Source organism: Pseudomonas sp. A-1 (genome assembly GCF_004801855.1).
Lineage (GTDB): Bacteria > Pseudomonadota > Gammaproteobacteria > Pseudomonadales > Pseudomonadaceae > Geopseudomonas.
Map to the genome: position 1 here is coordinate 22,495 of NZ_SSTC01000013.1, position 19,331 is coordinate 41,825.

The 19,331-nt window shown below is 67.8% G+C and carries 15 protein-coding genes; 9 read left to right on the top strand and 6 right to left on the bottom strand.

Annotated features, from left to right (window positions below; all coding sequences use genetic code 11):
• The first annotated feature begins 9 nt into the window (after positions 1-9).
• From E5198_RS04370 to pdxJ, 8 genes are all read left to right on the top strand, one after another.
• Complete coding sequence (locus E5198_RS04370; RefSeq protein WP_136488796.1) at positions 10-1,434, top strand: DegQ family serine endoprotease; 1,425 nt, start codon at positions 10-12, stop codon at positions 1,432-1,434.
• Positions 1,435-1,590: 156 nt separating this feature from the next.
• Positions 1,591-3,390 (top strand): translation elongation factor 4, encoded by a 1,800-nt coding sequence (gene lepA / locus E5198_RS04375; RefSeq protein ID WP_136488797.1) that lies wholly within the window; start codon positions 1,591-1,593, stop codon positions 3,388-3,390.
• 4 nt (positions 3,391-3,394) lie between these two features.
• Positions 3,395-4,249, top strand: a complete 855-nt coding sequence (gene lepB, locus E5198_RS04380; RefSeq protein WP_136488798.1) for a signal peptidase I — start codon at positions 3,395-3,397, stop codon at positions 4,247-4,249.
• Between the two features lie 33 nt (positions 4,250-4,282).
• Positions 4,283-4,660, top strand: coding sequence for a DUF4845 domain-containing protein (locus E5198_RS04385; RefSeq protein WP_136488799.1), 378 nt, complete (start codon positions 4,283-4,285; stop codon positions 4,658-4,660).
• Positions 4,657-5,346, top strand: coding sequence for a ribonuclease III (gene rnc / locus E5198_RS04390; protein WP_136488800.1), 690 nt, complete (start codon positions 4,657-4,659; stop codon positions 5,344-5,346). Before E5198_RS04385 ends, rnc begins: the two co-directional genes overlap by 4 nt.
• Entirely contained in the window at positions 5,339-6,241 is a 903-nt protein-coding gene (gene era / locus E5198_RS04395) for a GTPase Era (RefSeq protein WP_136488801.1), read from the top strand. The genes rnc and era overlap by 8 nt, the downstream gene beginning before the upstream one ends.
• Before the next feature lie 94 nt (positions 6,242-6,335).
• The gene (gene recO / locus E5198_RS04400) at positions 6,336-7,034 is read left to right on the top strand and encodes a DNA repair protein RecO (RefSeq protein WP_136488835.1); all 699 of its coding nucleotides are present in this window, start codon (positions 6,336-6,338) and stop codon (positions 7,032-7,034) included.
• Positions 7,027-7,773 (top strand): pyridoxine 5'-phosphate synthase, encoded by a 747-nt coding sequence (gene pdxJ / locus E5198_RS04405; RefSeq protein ID WP_136488802.1) that lies wholly within the window; start codon positions 7,027-7,029, stop codon positions 7,771-7,773. The genes recO and pdxJ overlap by 8 nt, the downstream gene beginning before the upstream one ends.
• 123 nt (positions 7,774-7,896) lie before the next feature.
• Here pdxJ and cmoB read toward each other — a convergent pair whose 3' ends face one another.
• From cmoB to putA, 6 genes are all read right to left on the bottom strand, one after another.
• A complete protein-coding gene (cmoB, locus tag E5198_RS04410; protein WP_136488803.1) occupies positions 7,897-8,874 on the bottom strand; it encodes a tRNA 5-methoxyuridine(34)/uridine 5-oxyacetic acid(34) synthase CmoB in 978 nt (325 codons plus the stop codon).
• Positions 8,871-9,614, bottom strand: coding sequence for a carboxy-S-adenosyl-L-methionine synthase CmoA (gene cmoA, locus E5198_RS04415; RefSeq protein WP_136488804.1), 744 nt, complete (start codon positions 9,612-9,614; stop codon positions 8,871-8,873). The genes cmoB and cmoA overlap by 4 nt, the downstream gene beginning before the upstream one ends.
• A gap of 64 nt (positions 9,615-9,678) precedes the next feature.
• Positions 9,679-10,248, bottom strand: a complete 570-nt coding sequence (locus tag E5198_RS04420) for a hypothetical protein (RefSeq protein WP_136488805.1) — start codon at positions 10,246-10,248, stop codon at positions 9,679-9,681.
• An 86-nt stretch (positions 10,249-10,334) separates the two neighbouring features.
• On the bottom strand, positions 10,335-10,742 hold the full coding sequence (locus E5198_RS04425) for a protease inhibitor I42 family protein (RefSeq protein WP_136488806.1): 408 nt from the start codon (positions 10,740-10,742) through the stop codon (positions 10,335-10,337).
• 107 nt (positions 10,743-10,849) lie between these two features.
• The gene (gene lon, locus E5198_RS04430; protein WP_136488807.1) at positions 10,850-13,252 is read right to left on the bottom strand and encodes an endopeptidase La; all 2,403 of its coding nucleotides are present in this window, start codon (positions 13,250-13,252) and stop codon (positions 10,850-10,852) included.
• 170 nt (positions 13,253-13,422) lie between these two features.
• On the bottom strand, positions 13,423-17,358 hold the full coding sequence (gene putA / locus E5198_RS04435) for a trifunctional transcriptional regulator/proline dehydrogenase/L-glutamate gamma-semialdehyde dehydrogenase (protein ID WP_136488808.1): 3,936 nt from the start codon (positions 17,356-17,358) through the stop codon (positions 13,423-13,425).
• Positions 17,359-17,719: 361 nt separating this feature from the next.
• On the opposite strand from putA, the gene putP reads away from it, so the two are divergent.
• Entirely contained in the window at positions 17,720-19,213 is a 1,494-nt protein-coding gene (gene putP / locus E5198_RS04440; RefSeq protein WP_136488809.1) for a sodium/proline symporter PutP, read from the top strand.
• Positions 19,214-19,331 lie beyond the last annotated feature (118 nt).

Sequence of the window (19,331 nt, forward strand, 5' to 3'; positions counted from 1 at the left end):
CCAAGATTCATGCGTACCCTGAAACGCGCCATGCTGTCGCTGGCTGCGCTGCTGGCGATGGCCCAGGCACTGGTGGCCCATGCGCAGTTGCCGGAATTCACCGAGCTGGTCGAGCAGGCCTCGCCGGCCGTGGTCAACATCAGCACCCGGCAGAGCATGCCGGCCCAGGCCGCCGGCCTGCCGCCGCAGATGATGCCGGACCTGGAAGGCCTGCCGCCGATGTTCCGTGAATTCTTCGAGCGCAGCATCCCGCAGGTGCCGCCGGGACAGGCGCCGCGCAAGCGTCAGGCGCAGTCGCTGGGGTCGGGCTTCATCATTTCCAGTGACGGCTACGTGCTGACCAACAACCACGTGGTGGCCGACGCCGACGAGATCATCGTGCGCCTGTCCGACCGCAGCGAGCTGGAAGCCAAGCTGGTCGGCGCCGATCCACGCACCGACGTGGCCCTGCTCAAGGTCGAGGGCAAGAGCCTGCCGACCGTCAAGCTCGGCAAGTCGGACGAACTCAAGGTCGGCGAGTGGGTGGTGGCCATCGGCTCGCCGTTCGGCTTCGACCACTCGGTGACCGCCGGCATCGTCAGCGCCAAGGGGCGCAGCCTGCCCGACGAGAACTACGTGCCGTTCATCCAGACCGACGTGGCGATCAATCCAGGCAACTCCGGTGGTCCGCTGTTCAACCTGGACGGCGAGGTGGTCGGCATCAACTCGCAGATCTTCACCCGCTCCGGCGGCTTCATGGGCCTGTCGTTCGCCATCCCGATCGACGTGGCGATGAACGTGGCCGAGCAGCTCAAGGCCGAGGGCAAGGTCAGTCGCGGCTGGCTGGGCGTGGTGATCCAGGAAGTGAACAAAGACCTGGCCGAGTCCTTCGGTCTGGACAAGCCGGCCGGTGCGCTGGTGGCCCAGGTGCTGGAAGGCAGCCCGGGAGCCAAGGGCGGCCTGCAGGTGGGCGACGTGATCCTGGCGCTGAACGGCCAGCCGATCGTGGTGTCCGCCGACCTGCCGCACCTGGTCGGCACCCTCAAGCCGGGCACCGAGGTGGAGCTGGACGTGGTCCGCGAAGGCGAGCGCAAGCGCCTGAAGCTGGCCGTCGGCGCGCTGCCGGAAGAGGGCGAGGCGATCGCCTCCACGGGCAAGGACGATGCGGCGCGCAGCAGCAACCGCCTGGGGGTGACCGTGGTCGACCTCAGCGCCGAGCAGAAGAAGGCCCTGGAAGTGGAGGGCGGTGCGCTGATCCGCGAGGTGCAGAACGGCCCGGCGGCGCTGATCGGGCTGCGACCGGGCGACGTGATCACCCATCTGAACAACGAGTCGATCGACTCGGCGAAGACCTTCGCCAAGGTCGCCGAGGCGCTGCCGAAGAATCGCAGCGTGTCGATGCGCGTGCTGCGCCAGGGACGCGCCAGCTTCATCACCTTCAAGCTGTCCGAGTGATCGACACTGCAGTGGCTGCGGGGGCGCTTCGGCGCCCCCGTTGCGTATGTGCTGCCGGGTGTCAAGCCGTGGGTGACGCCCGCCGAGGCGATACGCTAGAATTCACGGCTATTTTCGGCGGGCACAGCCCGCGCTCTCCTTTTGAGTGTTGAGCCCGTGAGTGATCTGAGCCATATCCGCAACTTCTCCATCATTGCCCACATCGACCACGGCAAGTCGACCCTCGCCGACCGCTTCATCCAGATCTGCGGCGGCCTGTCCGATCGCGAGATGGAAGCCCAGGTGCTCGACTCCATGGATCTCGAGCGCGAGCGCGGCATCACCATCAAGGCGCACAGCGTGACCCTGCACTACCCGGCGCAGGACGGCAAGACCTACCAGCTGAACTTCATCGACACCCCCGGCCACGTCGACTTCACCTACGAGGTTAGCCGCTCGCTGGCCGCCTGCGAGGGCGCGCTGCTGGTGGTGGACGCCGGCCAGGGCGTCGAGGCGCAGTCGGTGGCCAACTGCTACACCGCCATCGAGCAGGGTCTCGAGGTGATGCCGGTACTGAACAAGATGGACCTGCCGCAGGCCGAGCCGGAGCGGGTCAAGGAAGAGATCGAGCACATCATCGGCATCGACGCCACCGACGCCGTGGCCTGCAGCGCCAAGAGCGGCATGGGCGTGGTCGACGTGCTCGAGCGCCTGGTCGAGGTCATTCCGCCGCCCGAGGGCGAGATCGATGCGCCGCTGCAGGCGCTGATCATCGACTCCTGGTTCGACAACTACCTGGGCGTGGTGTCGCTGGTGCGCGTGCGCCACGGCCGGGTCAAGAAGGGCGACAAGATCCTGGTCAAGTCGACCGGCAAGGTCCACCAGGTCGACAGCGTCGGCGTGTACACCCCCAAGCACACCGCCACCGCCGACCTCAAGGCCGGCGAAGTGGGCTTCATCGTCGCCGGCATCAAGGACATCCAGGGCGCGCCGGTAGGCGACACCCTGACCCTGTCCAACACCCCGGACGTCGACGTCCTGCCGGGCTTCAAGCGGGTCAAGCCGCAGGTCTACGCCGGCCTGTTCCCGGTCAGCTCGGACGACTTCGAGGACTTCCGCGACGCCCTGGAGAAGCTGACCCTCAACGACGCCGCGCTGCAGTACGAGCCGGAAAGCTCTGACGCGCTGGGCTTCGGCTTCCGCATCGGCTTCCTCGGCATGCTGCACATGGAGATCATCCAGGAGCGCCTCGAGCGTGAGTACGACCTGGACCTGATCACCACCGCGCCGACCGTGGTGTTCGAGGTGGTGCTGAAGAACGGCGACATCGTCTACGTCGACAACCCGTCCAAGCTGCCGGACCTGGCGTCGATCGCCGAGATGCGCGAGCCGATCTGCCGCGCCAACATCCTGGTGCCGCAGGATCACCTGGGCAGCGTGATCACCCTGTGCATCGAGAAGCGCGGCGTGCAGCGCGACATGCACTTCCTCGGCAGCCAGGTGCAGGTCAGCTACGATCTGCCGATGAACGAGGTGGTGCTCGACTTCTTCGACCGCCTGAAGTCGGCCAGCCGCGGCTATGCCTCGCTGGACTACGGCTTCGACCGCTTCCAGGCAGCCAACCTGGTGCGCCTGGACGTGCTGATCAACGGCGAGCGGGTCGATGCCCTGGCGCTGATCGTCCACCGCGACAACGCGGCCTACAAGGGCCGCCAGCTGGTGGAGAAGATGAAGGAACTGATCCCGCGGCAGATGTTCGACGTGGCGATCCAGGCGGCCATCGGCGGTCAGGTGGTGGCCCGCTCGACGGTCAAAGCGCTCAGGAAGAACGTGCTGGCCAAGTGCTATGGCGGTGACGTAAGCCGCAAGAAGAAGCTGCTGGAGAAGCAGAAGGCCGGCAAGAAAAGGATGAAGCAGGTGGGCAGTGTGGAAATTCCGCAGGAAGCCTTCCTTGCCGTGCTCAAGGTGGACAGCTGAGGACATGACTCTGAACTTTCCGTTGCTGCTGGTGCTGGCCGTCGCCGTGTGCGGCGTGCTGGCGTTGCTCGACCTGCTGTTCCTCGCCCCGCGTCGCCGTGCCGCCATCGCCGCCTACCAGGGCAGCGTGAGCCAGACCGACCCGCAGGTGCTGCAGAAGCTGGCCCGCGAGCCGGTGCTGGTGGAATACGGCAAGTCGTTCTTCCCGGTGCTGGCGCTGGTGCTGGTGCTGCGCTCGTTCCTGGTCGAGCCGTTCCAGATCCCTTCCGGCTCGATGAAGCCGACCCTCGAGGTCGGCGACTTCATCCTGGTCAACAAGTTCTCCTACGGCATCCGCCTGCCGGTGGTGGACACCAAGGTGATCGAGATCGGCGAGCCGCAGCGCGGCGATGTGATGGTGTTCCGCTTCCCCAGCGATCCCAACGTGAACTACATCAAGCGCGTGGTCGGCCTGCCCGGCGATCATGTGCGCTACAGCAGCGACAAGCGTCTGTTCGTCAACGGTCAGCCGGTGGCCGAGCAGCTGATCGGCGACGAGCCGGGCAGCCTCGGCAGCGCCCGCCTGTTCAGCGAGAAGCTGGGTACGGCGGAGCACCTGATCCGCAAGGAAATGCGCCGCTACCGTATCGAACCGGACCGCGAGTGGGTGGTGCCCGCGGGGCACTACTTCATGATGGGCGACAACCGCGACAACTCCAACGACAGCCGTTACTGGGATGATCCGGCCATCGCGCCCGAGCTGCACGGCATGGTTCCCGACCGCAACATCGTCGGCAAGGCGTTCGCCGTGTGGATGAGCTGGCCAGCTCCCAAGGTCGGCCATCTGCCGACCTTCGAGCGTGTCGGGCTGATCCACTGATGCACTGAACAGTTCACGGATACGAGGTTGATCATGGGATTTGCGCGTTCGCAGAAAGGTCTGTCGATGGTGAGCTGGCTGGTGGTCTTCTGCGTGGCGGCGTTCTTCGCCAGCGTGGCGTTCAAGGTCCTGCCGCACTACTTCGACTTCCTTTCCCTGCAGAAGATCGTCACCGGGGTGGAGAGCGAAACGGCTCTGGATATCCGCTCGCCCGGTGACTTCTATGCACACGTGAGCCGCGGCACCCAGGTCAACAACATCCGCGATCTCGACCTGCGCGAGGTGATGGACGTGCGCATGGAGAACAACGAGTTCTATGTCCATCTCAAATACGAGAAGCGCGAACCGCTGATCGAGAACCTTGACCTGGTCGTCCACTTCGACCGCGAATACCGTGTCCGTGCCCAGTGAGTAACCCTCTGCAACGACTCGAGCGCCAGCTCGGCTATCAATTCCAGGACCAGAACCTGATGGTCGTGGCCCTGACCCACCGCAGTTTCGCCGGCCGCAACAACGAGCGGCTGGAATTCCTCGGCGATGCCATCCTCAACTTCGTGGTCGGCGAGGCGCTGTTCAAGCGTTTCCCGCAGGCTCGCGAGGGCCAGCTGTCGCGCCTGCGCGCGCGGCTGGTCAAGGGCGAGACCCTGGCCCGGCTGGCCCGGGCCTTCGACCTGGGCGAGTACCTGCGCCTGGGCTCCGGCGAGCTGAAGAGCGGCGGTTTCCGTCGCGAGTCGATCCTCGCCGACGCCACCGAGGCGCTGATCGGCGCCATCTACCTGGACACCGGCATGGATTCGGCGCGCGACCGCGTGCTGGCCTGGCTGGAGCCCTACTTCGACGAGCTGACCCTGGTCGACACCAACAAGGATCCGAAAACCCGCCTGCAGGAATTCCTGCAATCGCGTGGCTGCGAACTGCCGCGCTACGATGTGGTGGATATCCAGGGCGAACCGCATTGTCGTACCTTCTTCGTCGAATGCGAAATTGCCCTGCTCAATGAAAAGACCCGTGGCCAGGGTGCCAGCCGCCGCATCGCCGAACAGGTGGCGGCCGCGGCAGCACTGGTGGCCCTGGGCGTGGAGAATGGCAATGACTGAATCCCAGGCCAGCCGCTGCGGCTACGTGGCCATCGTCGGCCGGCCGAACGTCGGCAAGTCGACCCTGCTCAATCACATCCTTGGCCAGAAGCTGGCGATCACCTCGCGCAAGCCGCAGACCACCCGCCACACCCTGCTCGGCATCAAGACCGAGGGGGCGGTGCAGGCGATCTACGTCGACACCCCCGGCATGCACAAGGACAACGACAAGGCGCTCAACCGCTACATGAACCGCAGCGCCAGCGCGGCGCTCAAGGACGTGGACGTGGTGATCTTCGTCGTCGACCGTACGCGCTGGACCGACGAGGACCAGATGGTGCTCGACCGGGTCAAGTTCGTCGAAGGCCCGCTGCTGCTGGTGGTCAACAAGATCGACCGCCTCGAGGACAAGGCCGAGTTGCTGCCGCACCTCAAGTGGCTGGAAGAGCAGCTGCCCAACGCGGAGATCGTGCCGATCTCCGCGCAGCACGGGCAGAACCTCGACACCCTTGAGCAACTGGTGGCCAAGCACCTGCCCGAAGGTGAGCACTTCTTCGAGGAAGATCAGCTGACCGATCGCAGCTCGCGCTTCCTCGCCGCCGAACTGGTACGCGAGAAGGTCATGCGCCAGCTCGGCGCCGAGGTGCCCTACCAGGTCACCGTGGAGATCGAGCAGTTCCAGCAGCAGGGCCGCGTGCTGCACATCCACGCGCTGATCCTGGTCGAGCGCGACGGGCAGAAGAAGATCATCATCGGCGACAAGGGCGAGCGCATCAAGCGCATCGGCCAGGACGCCCGCCGCGACATGGAAGAGCTGTTCGGCAGCAAGGTCATGCTCAACCTGTGGGTCAAGGTGAAGAGCGGCTGGTCCGACGACGAGCGCGCCCTGCGTTCTCTCGGTTACGGCGATCTCTGACCGACGATTGCCACCGTTCCGGTAGGGTGCGCCCTGCGCACCCGTGCCGTTGTCCTCGCTTTCGCCGGTGCGCATGGCGCACCCTACGGTCGACATGATCGCCGCCTCTCGTCCCGCCTTCGTCCTGCACTCCCGCCCCTACAAGGAAACCAGTGCCCTGGTGGACTTCCTCACCGCCGAGGGCCGCCTGCGCGCGGTGCTGCGCGGTGCGCGCGGCAAGAGCGGCAGCCTGGCGCGGCCGTTCCTGGCGCTGGAGCTGGAGCTGCGCGGGCTGGGCGAGCTGAAGACGGTGGCGCGCCTGGAGGCGGGCGGCATTCCCCATCTGCTGAGCGGCGACGCGCTGTTCAGTGGCCTCTACCTCAACGAACTGCTGGTGCGCCTGCTGCCGGCGGAAGATCCGCATCCCGCGCTGTTCGAGCACTATGCCGCGACCCTGGCCGCGCTGGCTGCCGGGCGGCCGCTGGAGCCGTTGCTGCGCGCCTTCGAATGGCGTCTGCTGGACGATCTGGGCTATGGTTTCGCCCTCGACCGCGACTGCCGGGGGCAGCCGGTCGAGGCCGCGGCGCTGTACCAGTGGCTGCCGGAGGTCGGTTTCCAGGTCATCGCGCAGTGGCAGCCCGGCCTGTTCCACGGCCGCGAGCTGCTGGCGCTGGCGGCGGCCGACTGGCAGACGCCGGGCGCCCTGGCCGCGGCCAAGCGGCTGATGCGCCAGGCGCTGGCGCCGCATCTGGGCGGTCGGCCGCTGGCCAGCCGCGAGCTGTTCATCAATCGCAAGGAGTCCCGTCGTGACTGAAGCCAACCGCATCCTGCTGGGTGTCAACATCGATCACATCGCCACCCTGCGCCAGGCGCGCGGCACCCGCTATCCGGACCCGGTGAAGGCCGCGCTGGACGCCGAGGAAGCCGGCGCCGACGGCATCACCGTGCACCTGCGCGAGGACCGCCGGCACATCCAGGACCGCGACGTGCGCGTGCTGGCCGAGGTGCTGCAGACGCGGATGAACTTCGAGATGGGCGTCACCGAGGAGATGCTCGCCTTCGCCGAGCAGATCCGCCCGGCGCACGCCTGCTTCGTGCCGGAAACCCGCCAGGAGCTGACCACCGAGGGCGGTCTCGACGTGCTCGGCCAGGAGGCGCGCATCAGGGCGGCGGTGGAGCGCCTGGCGGCGGTCAGCTGCGAGGTGTCGCTGTTCATCGACGCCGACCCGCGGCAGATCGAGGCGGCCGCACGCATCGGCGCGCCGGCCATCGAGCTGCACACCGGCCGCTACGCCGATGCCCACACGCAGGCGGAGATGGCCGCCGAGCTGGCGCGCATCCGCGACGGCGTCGAGTGCGGCCTGAGTCACGGCCTGATCGTCAATGCCGGCCACGGGCTGCACTACCACAACGCCGAGGCGGTCGCCGCCATCCGTGGCATCAACGAGCTGAACATCGGCCACGCCATCGTCGCCCATGCGCTGTTCGTCGGCTTCAAGCAGGCGGTGGCGGAGATGAAGGCGCTGATCGTCGCGGCGGCTGAGCGTCGCTGAGACCTGGGTTGATCGTGCCCACGCTCCGGCGTGGGCACGCATCCGGGGACGCTCTGCGTCTCATGGGCGCGGAGCGCCCAGGCCCGGGTTCCCATGCGGGAGCGTGGGAACCATCAACCTCTTCTACGGCTTGCGCGCCAGCAGCACGGCGCGCGTCGGCGCCGGCAGGCCTTCCACGGTGCGGCTGCGGTCCTGCGCATCGAGGAACTCGGGCAGCGACTGGAACTTCATCCACTCGGTGGAGCGCTGTTCCTCGACGCTGGTGACGCTGACGTCGACGCAGCGCACTTCACTGAAGCCGGCGCGGCGCAGCCACAGCTCCAGCGCCGGCACCGAGGGCAGGAACCAGACGTTGCGCATCTGCGCGTAGCGGTCCTCGGGGACCAGCACGGTGTTCACGTCGCCGTCCACCACCAGGGTCTCCAGCACCAGCTCGCCGCCGCGCACCAGGCAGTCCTTGAGCGCCAGCAGGTGGTCGATGGGCGAGCGGCGGTGGTAGAGCACGCCCATGGAGAACACCGTGTCGAAGCCTTCCAGCTTTTCCGGCAGCTCCTCCAGGGCCAGCGGCAGATGCCAGGCGGGCAGCTCGGGCAGGTAGTTCTTCATCGCCAGGAACTGGCAGAAGAACAGCCAGTTGGGGTCGACGCCCACCACGCAGTCGGCGCCGGCGCCGAGCATGCGCCACTGGTAGTAGCCGTTGCCGCAGCCGACATCCAGCACGCGCTTGCCGGCCAGGTCCAGGTGCGGGGCCACGCGCGTCCACTTCCAGTCCGAATGCCACTCGGTGTCGACGTGCACGCCGAACAGCTCGAATGGCCCCTTGCGCCAGGGGATCAGGCCCCTGAGCGCCTGTTCCAGCATGGCGCGTTGCCCGGCGCTGCAGGTGCCGTCGAGGAAGAACGCCTCGGCCAGTTCGCGGCGCTCGACCGCCAGCGGCGGCAGGGCATCCACCGCCGCCTGCCAGCGCGGCAGGTCGCCATGGCCGGCGGCCAGCTTGGCGGCCAGCAGGTCGGGCAGGGTGGCGGCCCAGGCGGCCAGCGGCGTGCCGCGCAGGCGGTCGAGCAGGGCGGGAAGGTCGGCGCGGGTGGCGAGGTCGGTCATGGCAGGGCGATCAGCGAGGCGAAGTTGAGACATTGGAACCAGGGAATGACTGTCGAGAAGCCGGCAGCGGCGAGGCGCTCGCGGTGCTCGGCGAGGCTGTCCGGCTTCATCACGTTCTCGATGGCGCTGCGTTTCTGGGCGATCTCCAGCTCGCTGTAGCCATTGGCGCGCTTGAAGGCGATGTGCAGATCGCCGAGCAGGGCGTGTTCCTCGGCATCCTCGAAGCGCAGCTTCTCCGAGAGGAGCAGCGCGCCGCCGGGCAGCAGCGCCTGGCGGATGCGGGTGAGCAGGTCGAGGCGCTGCTCGCGCGGGATGAACTGCAGAGTGAAGTTCAGCGCCACCACCGAGGCGCTCTGGAACTCGAGCCGGCAGATGTCGGCCTCGAGCACCTCGACCGGCAGCAGTTCCTGGAACATCGAGTCCTGGGCGTGCAGGTACTCGCGGCAGCGCTCGACCATGGCGCTGGAGTTGTCCACCGCGACCACCCGGCAACCCTCGGCCTGCACGTGGCGGCGCAGCGCCTGGCTGACTGCGCCGAGCGAGCAGCCCAGATCGTAGAGGGCGCTGTGCGGCTGGGCGAACTGCCCGGCGATCACCCCGAGGTTCTCGACGATGGTCGGATAACCCGGCACCGAGCGCTTGATCATGTCGGGGAACACGCGCACCACCGCCTCGTTGAACACGAAGTCGGCGACCTGTTCCTGGGGGGTGGCGTAGATGCGGTCTGGGGTCTGCTTCACGGCAGGCTTCCGGCATGGGAAAGCCGGCCATTCTAGCGGAGCGGCCGGGTCGCTCGCAGCCCCGTCACCTCAGCTGGTCGGAAAAGTACTCGCCGGCGCCCTGCAGCGGTCCCAGCGGGTTGCGCTCGACCTGCAGGCGGCGGATCTGCGGCTCGCCGTTGCTGACCTTGTGCACCAGGGTGTCGTCCACCAGCACGAACACCGCGCGGAACGCCCAGCCCCGCACCTCGCGGTTCTTGCGGAAGTTGAGCACGTCGGCCCAGAAGCTGCCGGTGCGCTGGGTGTCGGTCTGGTTGAACTCGAAGGCGTAGCCGCTGCAGCGCTCCTTGGCCTGCAGGCAGGTCACCAGGCTGTCCGGCAGGTAGTCGATGGGCACGTTCGGCTGCACGAACATCATGCGCACATCGAGGAACGACAGGGTGCGACCGTTGCCGTTGATCACCGGGTCGAAGCCGAGGGAGAACAGTTCGGGACGCCTGGTGACTCCGGGCTGCGCCTGCTGGTAGCGCCCCTCGGCATCCAGATAGTCGCGAAACGGTGAGACGATCTCGGCGCGCTCGCTGGGAAGCAGGCCGCTGCAACCGGAAAGCAGCACCAGCAGGGCCAGTGCACGCGGTCGCCCGTACAGGTTCATATTGCACCCCCACATGATGAAGCCTGTCCCTATTCCTATAGGCGATCTGGCAGGGGGGCGCTGCCTGGCGGGACGAGCGGCGAAGGTCAGCGGATGCTGATCCGGCAGGCGAAGGTCCGCTCCGCGGCCACGCCTTCTTCCCAGGGCCGCCGGTAGTCCAGGGTCAACTGGCCCTCGCCGCGGCTGACGGCGCGGAAGCGCCAGGTCGACACCCCGGCGCTGCCCACCAGGCCGGCGTCCTCGGGGGTGGTGTAGACCTCCGGGCCGAGCAGGCGGAGCGCCGGCGCGCCGCTGTCGCGCAGCACCCAGCGAAAGCCGGTGGTGGGGTTGCTCGGCAGGCGCAGGTCGAACGTCTGGCCGGCGCGCAGTTCGAGCGGATCGCAGTGGCGCTGCTGGTCGTCCAGTTCCAGGGTGCCCGGCGCCTGGTGCGCGCAGGCGGCGAGCAGGGTGGTCGCCGCCAGCGGCAGCAGGTGCAGGGAGAAGCGGGGCGGCATGGGCAGGTTCCCGTGGCAGTGTGCTTGGGCATAGCCTAGCCGATGGATATGCACTTCCGCTTGCGGGCATCGCGGCGCGGTGGCGTGCAACCGCGCCGCGGCACGGCTCACTCGGCGGGGAACAGCACCCTGGCGACGTCGGCGAAGCGCTCGGCGAAGTGCACGGTCAGGCCTTCCCTGAGGTAGTCCGGCAATTCCTCGAAATCGCCGCGGTTGGCTTCGGGCAGGATCAGCTCCCAGATCTTCTGCCGCCGCGCGGCGATCACCTTCTCGCGCACCCCGCCGATGGCCAGCACCTGGCCGGTGAGGGTCAGCTCGCCGGTCATCGCCACGTTCTTCTTCGGCGGCTGGTGGCGCGCCAGGGAGAGCAGGGCGCTGGCCATGCTGATGCCGGCGCTGGGGCCGTCCTTGGGCGTGGCGCCCTCCGGCACGTGCAGGTGGACGAAGGCCTGATCGAAGAAGGTCGGGTCGCCCTTGAACTTCTTCAGGTGCGAGCTGACGTAGCTGTAGGCGATCTCCGCCGACTCCTTCATCACCTCGCCGAGCTTGCCGGTCAGCTTGAAGCCGCGGTTGAGGGTATGGATGCGCGTCGCCTCGATCGGCAGGGTGGCGCCGCCCAGGCTGGTCCAGGCCAGCCCGGTGATCACCCCGACGCCTTCCAGGTGCTTCTCCCGGCGGAACAGCGGCATGCCCAGGTAGTCCTCGAGATCCTTCGGGCCGACCCTGACCCTGGCCGCCGGATCCTCCAGCAGCTTCACCACCGCCTTGCGCACGACCTTGCCGAGCTGCTTCTCCAGCTGGCGCACCCCGGCTTCGCGGGCGTAGCCCTCGATCACCGCCTTGAGTGCGGCATCGCTGATCGCCAGGCGCTGCTTCGGCACGCCGGCCTTGTCCAGCTGGCGCGGCCACAGGTGGCGCTTGGCGATGGCCAGCTTCTCCTCGGCGATGTAGCCGGACAGGCGGATCACCTCCATGCGGTCGAGCAGGGGGCCCGGGATCGAGTCGAGGGTGTTGGCGGTGCAGACGAACAGCACCTTGGACAGGTCCAGGCGCAGGTCCAGGTAGTGGTCGAGGAACTCGACGTTCTGCTCCGGATCGAGGGTCTCCAGCAGCGCCGAGGCCGGGTCGCCCTGGTAGCTGGCGCCCATCTTGTCGATCTCGTCGAGCATGATCACCGGGTTCATCACCTCGACTTCCTTGAGCGCCTGCACCAGCTTGCCGGGCAGCGCGCCGATGTAGGTGCGGCGGTGGCCCTTGATCTCCGCCTCGTCGCGCATGCCGCCGACCGAGAAGCGATAGAACGGCCGGCCGAGGGATTCGGCGATCGACTTGCCGATGCTGGTCTTGCCTACCCCGGGCGGGCCGACCAGCAGGACGATGGAGCCGGCGATCTCGCCCTTGAAGGCGCCGACGGCGAGGAACTCGATGATCCGCTGCTTGATGTCCTCCATGCCGGCGTGGTGCCTGTCCAGCACCTTGCGCGCGCGCGCCAGATCGAGCCTGTCCTTGCCCAGCACGCCCCAGGGCACGCTGGTGGCCCAGTCCAGGTAGTTGCGCGTCACCGCATACTCCGGCGAGCCGGTCTCCAGCACCGACAGCTTGTTCAGCTCCTCGTCGATGCGTTTCTGCGCTTGCGCCGGCAGGGTCTTGCCCTCCAGGCGCTTGCGGAACTCCTCGGCATCGGCGCTCCTGTCGTCCTTGGTGATGCCCAGCTCCTTCTGGATCACCTTGAGCTGCTCGCGCAGGAAGAACTCGCGCTGGCGCTTGCCGATGGTGCTGTTGACCTCGGCGCTGATCTCGTTCTGCAGGCGCGCCACCTCCACTTCGCGGCGCAGCAGCGGCAGCACCTTCTCCATGCGCTTGAGCACCGGCACGGTGTCCAGCACCGCCTGCAGGTCGCTGCCCGGCGCTGTGGTCAGCGCCGCGGCGAAGTCGGTCAAGGGCGACGGGTCGTTGGGGCTGAAGCGGTTCAGGTAGTTCTTCAGCTCCTCGCTGTACAGCGGATTGAGCGGCAGCAGCTCCTTGATCGCGTTGATCAGCGCCATGCCGTAGGCCTTCACCTCGTCGCTGGGATCGGCCGGCGTGCGCGGGTAGTCGACCTCCACCAGGTAGGGCGGCTTGCGGCTCAGCCAGCCGCGGATGCGCACCCGCGCCAGGCCCTGGGCGACGAACTGCAGGCTGTCGTCCTGCTTGCTGGCATGGTGCACGCGCACCACGGTGCCGTGCTCGGGCAGGCTGTCGGGGTCGAAGTCCTCGGCGCTCTCCGGGGGATTGTCCATGTAGAACAGCGCCACGCAGTGGTGGTCGGTCTTCGTCACGCGCTTGAGGGTTTCCGCCCAGTGCTCGGGGTTGACCATGATCGGCAGCACCTGGGCGGGGAAGAACGGCCGGTTGTGCACCGGCATGATGTACAGCTTGTCCGGCAGCGTCTGGCCCTGCAGCACCACACCGGTGTTGCTCGCGCCCTCGTCGGCATCGACGATCTCGTGAGGGATATCCTGCTCGCTCATGAAGGGGTTCCTGCACAGTCGGGATTTGTGCCTACATGGGGCCGCGGGAGGGCATTTCAACCGTGCCGGCGGGCGGCGCGGGGCGTCGGGGAGGGGTGGAGGGCGCCGGGTCGGGCCGGAAGTGCGACCGCCGGCGCAAGGCCGGCGGTCGTCAGCAGGGCAGGGAGGGATCAGCCGATGGTCATCAGGCTGGCGTTGCCGCCGGCGGCGGCGGTGTTGACGCTCAGGGCGTGCTCGATCAGCAGGCGCTCCAGCGGGATGTCGGTATCGCCCCGGCCCAGGCCGTTGACGCCGACGATCGCGCCGGGGCGCTTGGCGGCCAGCTGGCAGACCTCGCGCAGCTGGTCGGAGTCGCCGTGGTGGATGATGGCGTCGAAGCCCAGCTCGCAGGAGGCCCAGTCGCCGACCAGCTGGATGCGCTGCTGGACCGCCAGGGGCAGCTGGGCGAGCAGCTTGCGGCTGGCGGCGTTGTCCGCCCACAGCACGCGACAGCCCACCGCGAGCACGGCGGCCAGCTGGGCGAGCAGGTCGCGCTCGTCGTCGGCCAGGCACAGCACCCGCTCGCGCGGCAGCAGGCTGTAGGTGTTGCGCTCGCCGGTCGGGCCGCTCAGCACCTGGGTCAGGCCGCTCTGCGCCAGGCTGGCGTAGCGCTCGGCCAGCGCGGCGAGTTCGGGCTGCTGCTTGTGCGCCCACTCCAGCAGGGCCGGGAAGGCCGGGCCGCGGGCGTCCGCGCGCTGCCCCTCGCCGTCCTGCAGCTGGCGGCTGACCGCGTCCTGCGGACGGGTGGCGAGCAGGCGGTACAGGTACAGCGGGCCGCCGGCCTTCGGGCCGGTGCCGGACAGGCCCTCGCCGCCGAACGGCTGCACGCCGACCACTGCGCCGACCATGTTGCGGTTGACGTAGAGGTTGCCGACGCGGGCCGAGTCGACCACCTGGGCGATGGTCTCGTCGATGCGGGTGTGCACGCCCAGGGTCAGGCCGTAGCCGCTGGCGTTGATCGAATCGAGCAGGGTGGCCAGCTCGGCACGCGGGTAGCGCACCACGTGCAGCACCGGGCCGAAGATCTCGCGCTTGAGCTCGTCGAAGCTCTCCAGCTCGATCAGGGTCGGCATCACGAAGGTACCGCGCCGGATGTCCGCGCCGTTGGCGCGCGACAGCTGGTGCACCTTGCGGCCCTTGTCGCGCATGGCCTGGATGTGCCGCTCGATGTTGGCCTTGGCCTCCTCGTCGATCACCGGGCCGATGTCGGTGTCGAGGCGCTCCGGGTTGCCCAGGCTGTACTCGGCCATGGCGCCCTTGAGCATCGCCAGCACGCGGTCGGCGACGTCCTCCTGCACGCACAGCACGCGCAGGGCGGAGCAGCGCTGGCCGGCGCTGTCGAAGGCGGAGGCGATCACGTCGACCACCACCTGCTCGGTGAGCGCCGAGGAGTCGACGATCATGGCGTTCTGCCCGCCGGTCTCGGCGATCAGCGGGATAGTGCGGCCCTGGGCGTCGAGGCGGCCGGCGAGGTTGCGCTGGATGATCCCGGCGACCTCGGTGGAGCCGGTGAACATCACCCCGCGGATGCGCTCGTCGGCGATCAGTGCGGCGCCCACGGTCTCGCCGCGGCCCGGCAGCAGCTGCACGGCGCCGGCCGGCACGCCGGCCTCGAGGAGGATGCGCACCGCCTGGGCCGCGATCAGCGGGGTCTGCTCGGCCGGCTTGGCCAGCACGGTATTGCCGGCGGCCAGCGCCGCGGCCACCTGGCCGCTGAAGATCGCCAGCGGGAAGTTCCACGGGCTGATGCACACCACCGGGCCCAGCGGGCGGTGGCTGTCGTTGGAGAAGTGGTTGCGCGCCTGCGCGGCGTAGTAGCGCAGGAAGTCGACCGCCTCGCGCACCTCGGCGATGGCGTTGGCGAAGGTCTTGCCGGACTCGCGGACCAAGAGGCCCATCAGCTGCTGGATCTCGGCCTCCATCTGGTCGGCGGCGCGCTCCAGCACGGCGGCGCGTTCGGCCGGCAGGGTGGACTGCCAGATCTGCCCGCTGGACACCGCGCACAGCACGGCGCTGTGCACGTCCGCCACGCTGGCCTCGAACACCTGGCCGACCACGTCGCGGTGGTCGGCGGGGTTCCTCACCGGCTGCGCCTCGCCGGGCGCCGCGGCGTCGCAGCCGAGCAGCGGCTGGGCGCGGTACTCGTTGTTGACGCTGGCCAGCAGCGCCGAGGACAGCGAGCCGAGGCGGTGCTCGTTGGCCAGGTCGATGCCGCTGGAGTTGACCCGCGCCTCGCCGTACAGGGTGCGCGGCAGCGGGATGCGCGGATGCGGCAGGCCGAGGGTGCCTTCCTGGGCGGCCATCTGCTCGACCTGCACCACCGGATCCTCGACCAGGTCCTTCAGCGAGATGCTGTGGTCGGCGATGCGGTTGACGAACGAGGTGTTGGCGCCGTTCTCCAGCAGGCGGCGTACCAGGTAGGCCAGCAGCGTCTCGTGGCTGCCCACCGGCGCGTAGATGCGGCACGGGCGGTTCAGCTTGCCGTCGGCGACCTTGCCGACCACCTGCTCGTAGAGCGGCTCGCCCATGCCGTGCAGGCACTGGAACTCGTACTGGCCGGGGTAGTAGTTCTGCCCGGCGAGGTTGTAGATGGCCGCCAGCGAGTGGGCGTTGTGGGTGGCGAACTGCGGGTAGATCGCCTCCGGCACAGCCAGCAGCTTGCGCGCGCAGGCGATGTAGGACAGGTCGGTGTACGGCTTGCGGGTGTACACCGGGAAGCCCTCCAGGCCCTCGACCTGGGCGCGCTTGATCTCGCTGTCCCAGTAGGCGCCCTTGACCAGGCGGATCATCAGGCGGTGGCGGCTGCGCTTGGCCAGGTCGATGACGTAGTCGATCACGTAGGGGCAGCGCTTCTGGTAGGCCTGGATGACGAAGCCGATGCCGTTCCAGCCGGCCAGCGACGGCTCGAAGCACAGGCGCTCGAGCAGGTCCAGCGACAGCTCCAGGCGGTCGGCCTCCTCGGCGTCGATGTTGATGCCGATGTCGTACTGCCTGGCCAGTTGGGTCAGACCGAGCAGGGTCGGGTACAGCTCCTCCATCACCCGCTCGTACTGGGCGCGGCTGTAGCGCGGGTGCAGCGCGGACAGCTTGATGGAGATGCCCGGGCCCTCGTAGATGCCGCGGCCGTGGGAGGCCTTGCCGATGGCGTGGATGGCCTGCTCGTAGGACGCCAGGTAGCGCTTGGCGTCCTCCTCGGTCAGCGCCGCCTCGCCGAGCATGTCGTAGGAGTAGCGGAAGCCCTTGGCCTCCAGGCTGGCGGCGTTGGCCAGCGCCTCGGCGATGGTCTCGCCGGTGACGAACTGCTCGCCCATCAGGCGCATGGCCATGTCCACGCCCTTGCGGATCACCGGCTCGCCGCTCTTGCCGATGATGCGGTTCAGGGCGGCGGTCATGCCGCTCTCGGTATGGGTGGACACCAGCTTGCCGGTGATCAGCAGGCCCCAGCTCGCCGCGTTGACGAACATCGACGGGCTCTGGCCCAGGTGCTGGCTCCAGTTGCCGTTGCTGATCTTGTCGCGGATCAGCGCGTCGCGGGTGGCCTTGTCGGGGATGCGCAGCAGCGCCTCGGCCAGGCACATCAGCGCCACGCCCTCCTGCGAGGACAGCGAGAACTCCTGCAGAAGGCCCTGCACCAGGCCCTGACGACCGCCGGCGCTCTTCTGGTTGCGCAGCTTCTCGGCGAGGTTCAGCGCCAGCTTCTGGCTGGCCTCGGACAGCTCGCGGGGCATGCGCGCCTGCTCGAGGAGCATCGGCACCGCCTCGGTTTCCGGGCGGCGGTAGGCGGCGGTGATCGAGGCGCGCAGCACCGACTGCGGCAGGATGCTCTCGGCGAAGTCGAGGAACACCTGCAGGCCCTGTTCGGTCAGCGCCTCCAGCGGCTCCTCGCCGGCGGCCACCGCCAGGCCGTTGTGCTCGGCCGGGGTCATGCCGCTCTCGATCTGCTCGAGGTAGCTGAAGATCGCCTGCTTGATCAGCCAGTGCGGGGTACGGTCGATGCGCTGGGCGGCCTGCTTGAGGCGTTCGCGGGTGGCTTCGTCGAGTTTGACGCCGAGAGTGGTGGTGGCCATGGCTTGTCCTATATTTGGGTGAAGCGCTGCAAAGCACATGGAAGATTAAACACGAAAAAATGCAAGGTGCAACCCGGTGCAACCTGCAGGCCTTTCAAGGCGACGAGCGTAGTGGTCGGTGGGGTGTGGAGTGTTACTTTTCTGCACTGCGGTGGGGTGGGTCGGGATGAAAATGCTACAAAAAGGAGCAATTGAGGCTTTTCTTCCTCGAATCGGCAAAAAAGTAAAACCTTCTGCCGGAAATTGGTTGCACCTTTCACTGGGCTTTGCCTAGATTATCGCCATCGAGGGTGCAACCCGGTTATCCGGGGTGGCAGTCGAACGAGTTCCAGACCAATAACAACCGCATGGGATCCCCCTCATGAGCATGACCAACCCGACCCTGATCACCTTCGTGATCTACATCGCGGCGATGGTGCTGATCGGTTTCATCGCCTATCGCTCCACCAACAACCTTTCCGACTACATCCTCGGCGGGCGCAGCCTTGGCAGCTTCGTCACCGCGCTGTCCGCCGGCGCCTCCGACATGAGCGGCTGGCTGCTGATGGGCCTGCCCGGCGCGGTCTACCTGTCCGGCCTGTCGGAGAGCTGGATCGCCATCGGCCTGATCATCGGCGCCTACCTCAACTGGCTGTTCGTCGCCGGCCGCCTGCGCGTGCAGACCGAGCACAACGGCAACGCCCTGACCCTGCCGGACTACTTCACCAACCGCTTCGAGGACAACAGCCGCGTGCTGCGCATCTTCTCCGCGGTGGTGATCCTGGTGTTCTTCACCATCTACTGCGCCTCCGGCGTGGTCGCCGGTGCGCGCCTGTTCGAGAGCACCTTCGGCATCTCCTACGAGACCGCGCTGTGGGCCGGCGCCGCCGCCACCATCGCCTACACCTTCGTCGGCGGCTTCCTCGCGGTGAGCTGGACCGACACCGTGCAGGCCAGCCTGATGATCTTCGCGCTGATCCTCACCCCGATCATCGTGATGGTCGCCACCGGCGGCATCGATCCGACCTTCGCCGCCATCGAGCTGAAGGACGCCACCAGCTTCGACATGCTCAAGGGCGCCAGCTTCATCGGCGTGATCTCGCTGATGGCCTGGGGCCTGGGCTACTTCGGCCAGCCGCACATCCTCGCGCGCTTCATGGCTGCCGACTCGGTCAAGTCGATCCCCAACGCCCGTCGCATCTCCATGGCCTGGATGATCTTCTGTCTGGCCGGCGCGGTGGCCGTGGGCTTCTTCGGCATCGCCTACTTCTCCGCTCATCCGGAGCTGGGCGTGGCGGTCAACGAGAACCCCGAGCGCGTGTTCATCGAACTGGCGAAGATCCTGTTCAACCCGTGGGTCGCCGGCGTGCTGCTCTCCGCCATCCTCGCCGCGGTGATGTCGACCCTCAGCTGCCAGCTGCTGGTCTGCTCCAGTGCCCTGACCGAGGACTTCTACAAGGCCTTCTTCCGCAAGGGCGCCAGCCAGACCGAGCTGGTCTGGGTCGGCCGCGCCATGGTGCTGCTGGTCGCGGTGATCGCCATCGCCATCGCCTCCAACCCGGAGAGCAAGGTGCTCGGCCTGGTGTCCTACGCCTGGGCCGGCTTCGGCGCCGCCTTCGGTCCGGTGGTGATCTTCTCCCTGCTGTGGAAGGGCATGACCCGCAACGGCGCGCTGGCCGGCATGCTGCTCGGCGCGGTGACCGTGGTGCTGTGGAAGAACTTCTTCGGCTGGACCGGCCTGTACGAGATCATCCCGGGCTTCATCCTCTGCACCCTGGGCATCCTGATCTTCAGCCGCATCGGCAGCGCGCCGTCGGCCGCCATGCTCAAGCGCTTCGACGAGGCCGAGAAGGAATACCGCGACGCCCACATCTGATTAGCTAGCGGACCCGGTCGCTCCCCTCAGTGCGGCCGGAACCGTCAACCAGGCACGGACCCTGTCCGTGTTTTCAGCCCGCGTTATGGCAGACGCGGGCTTTTTTTATTCGCCGCCA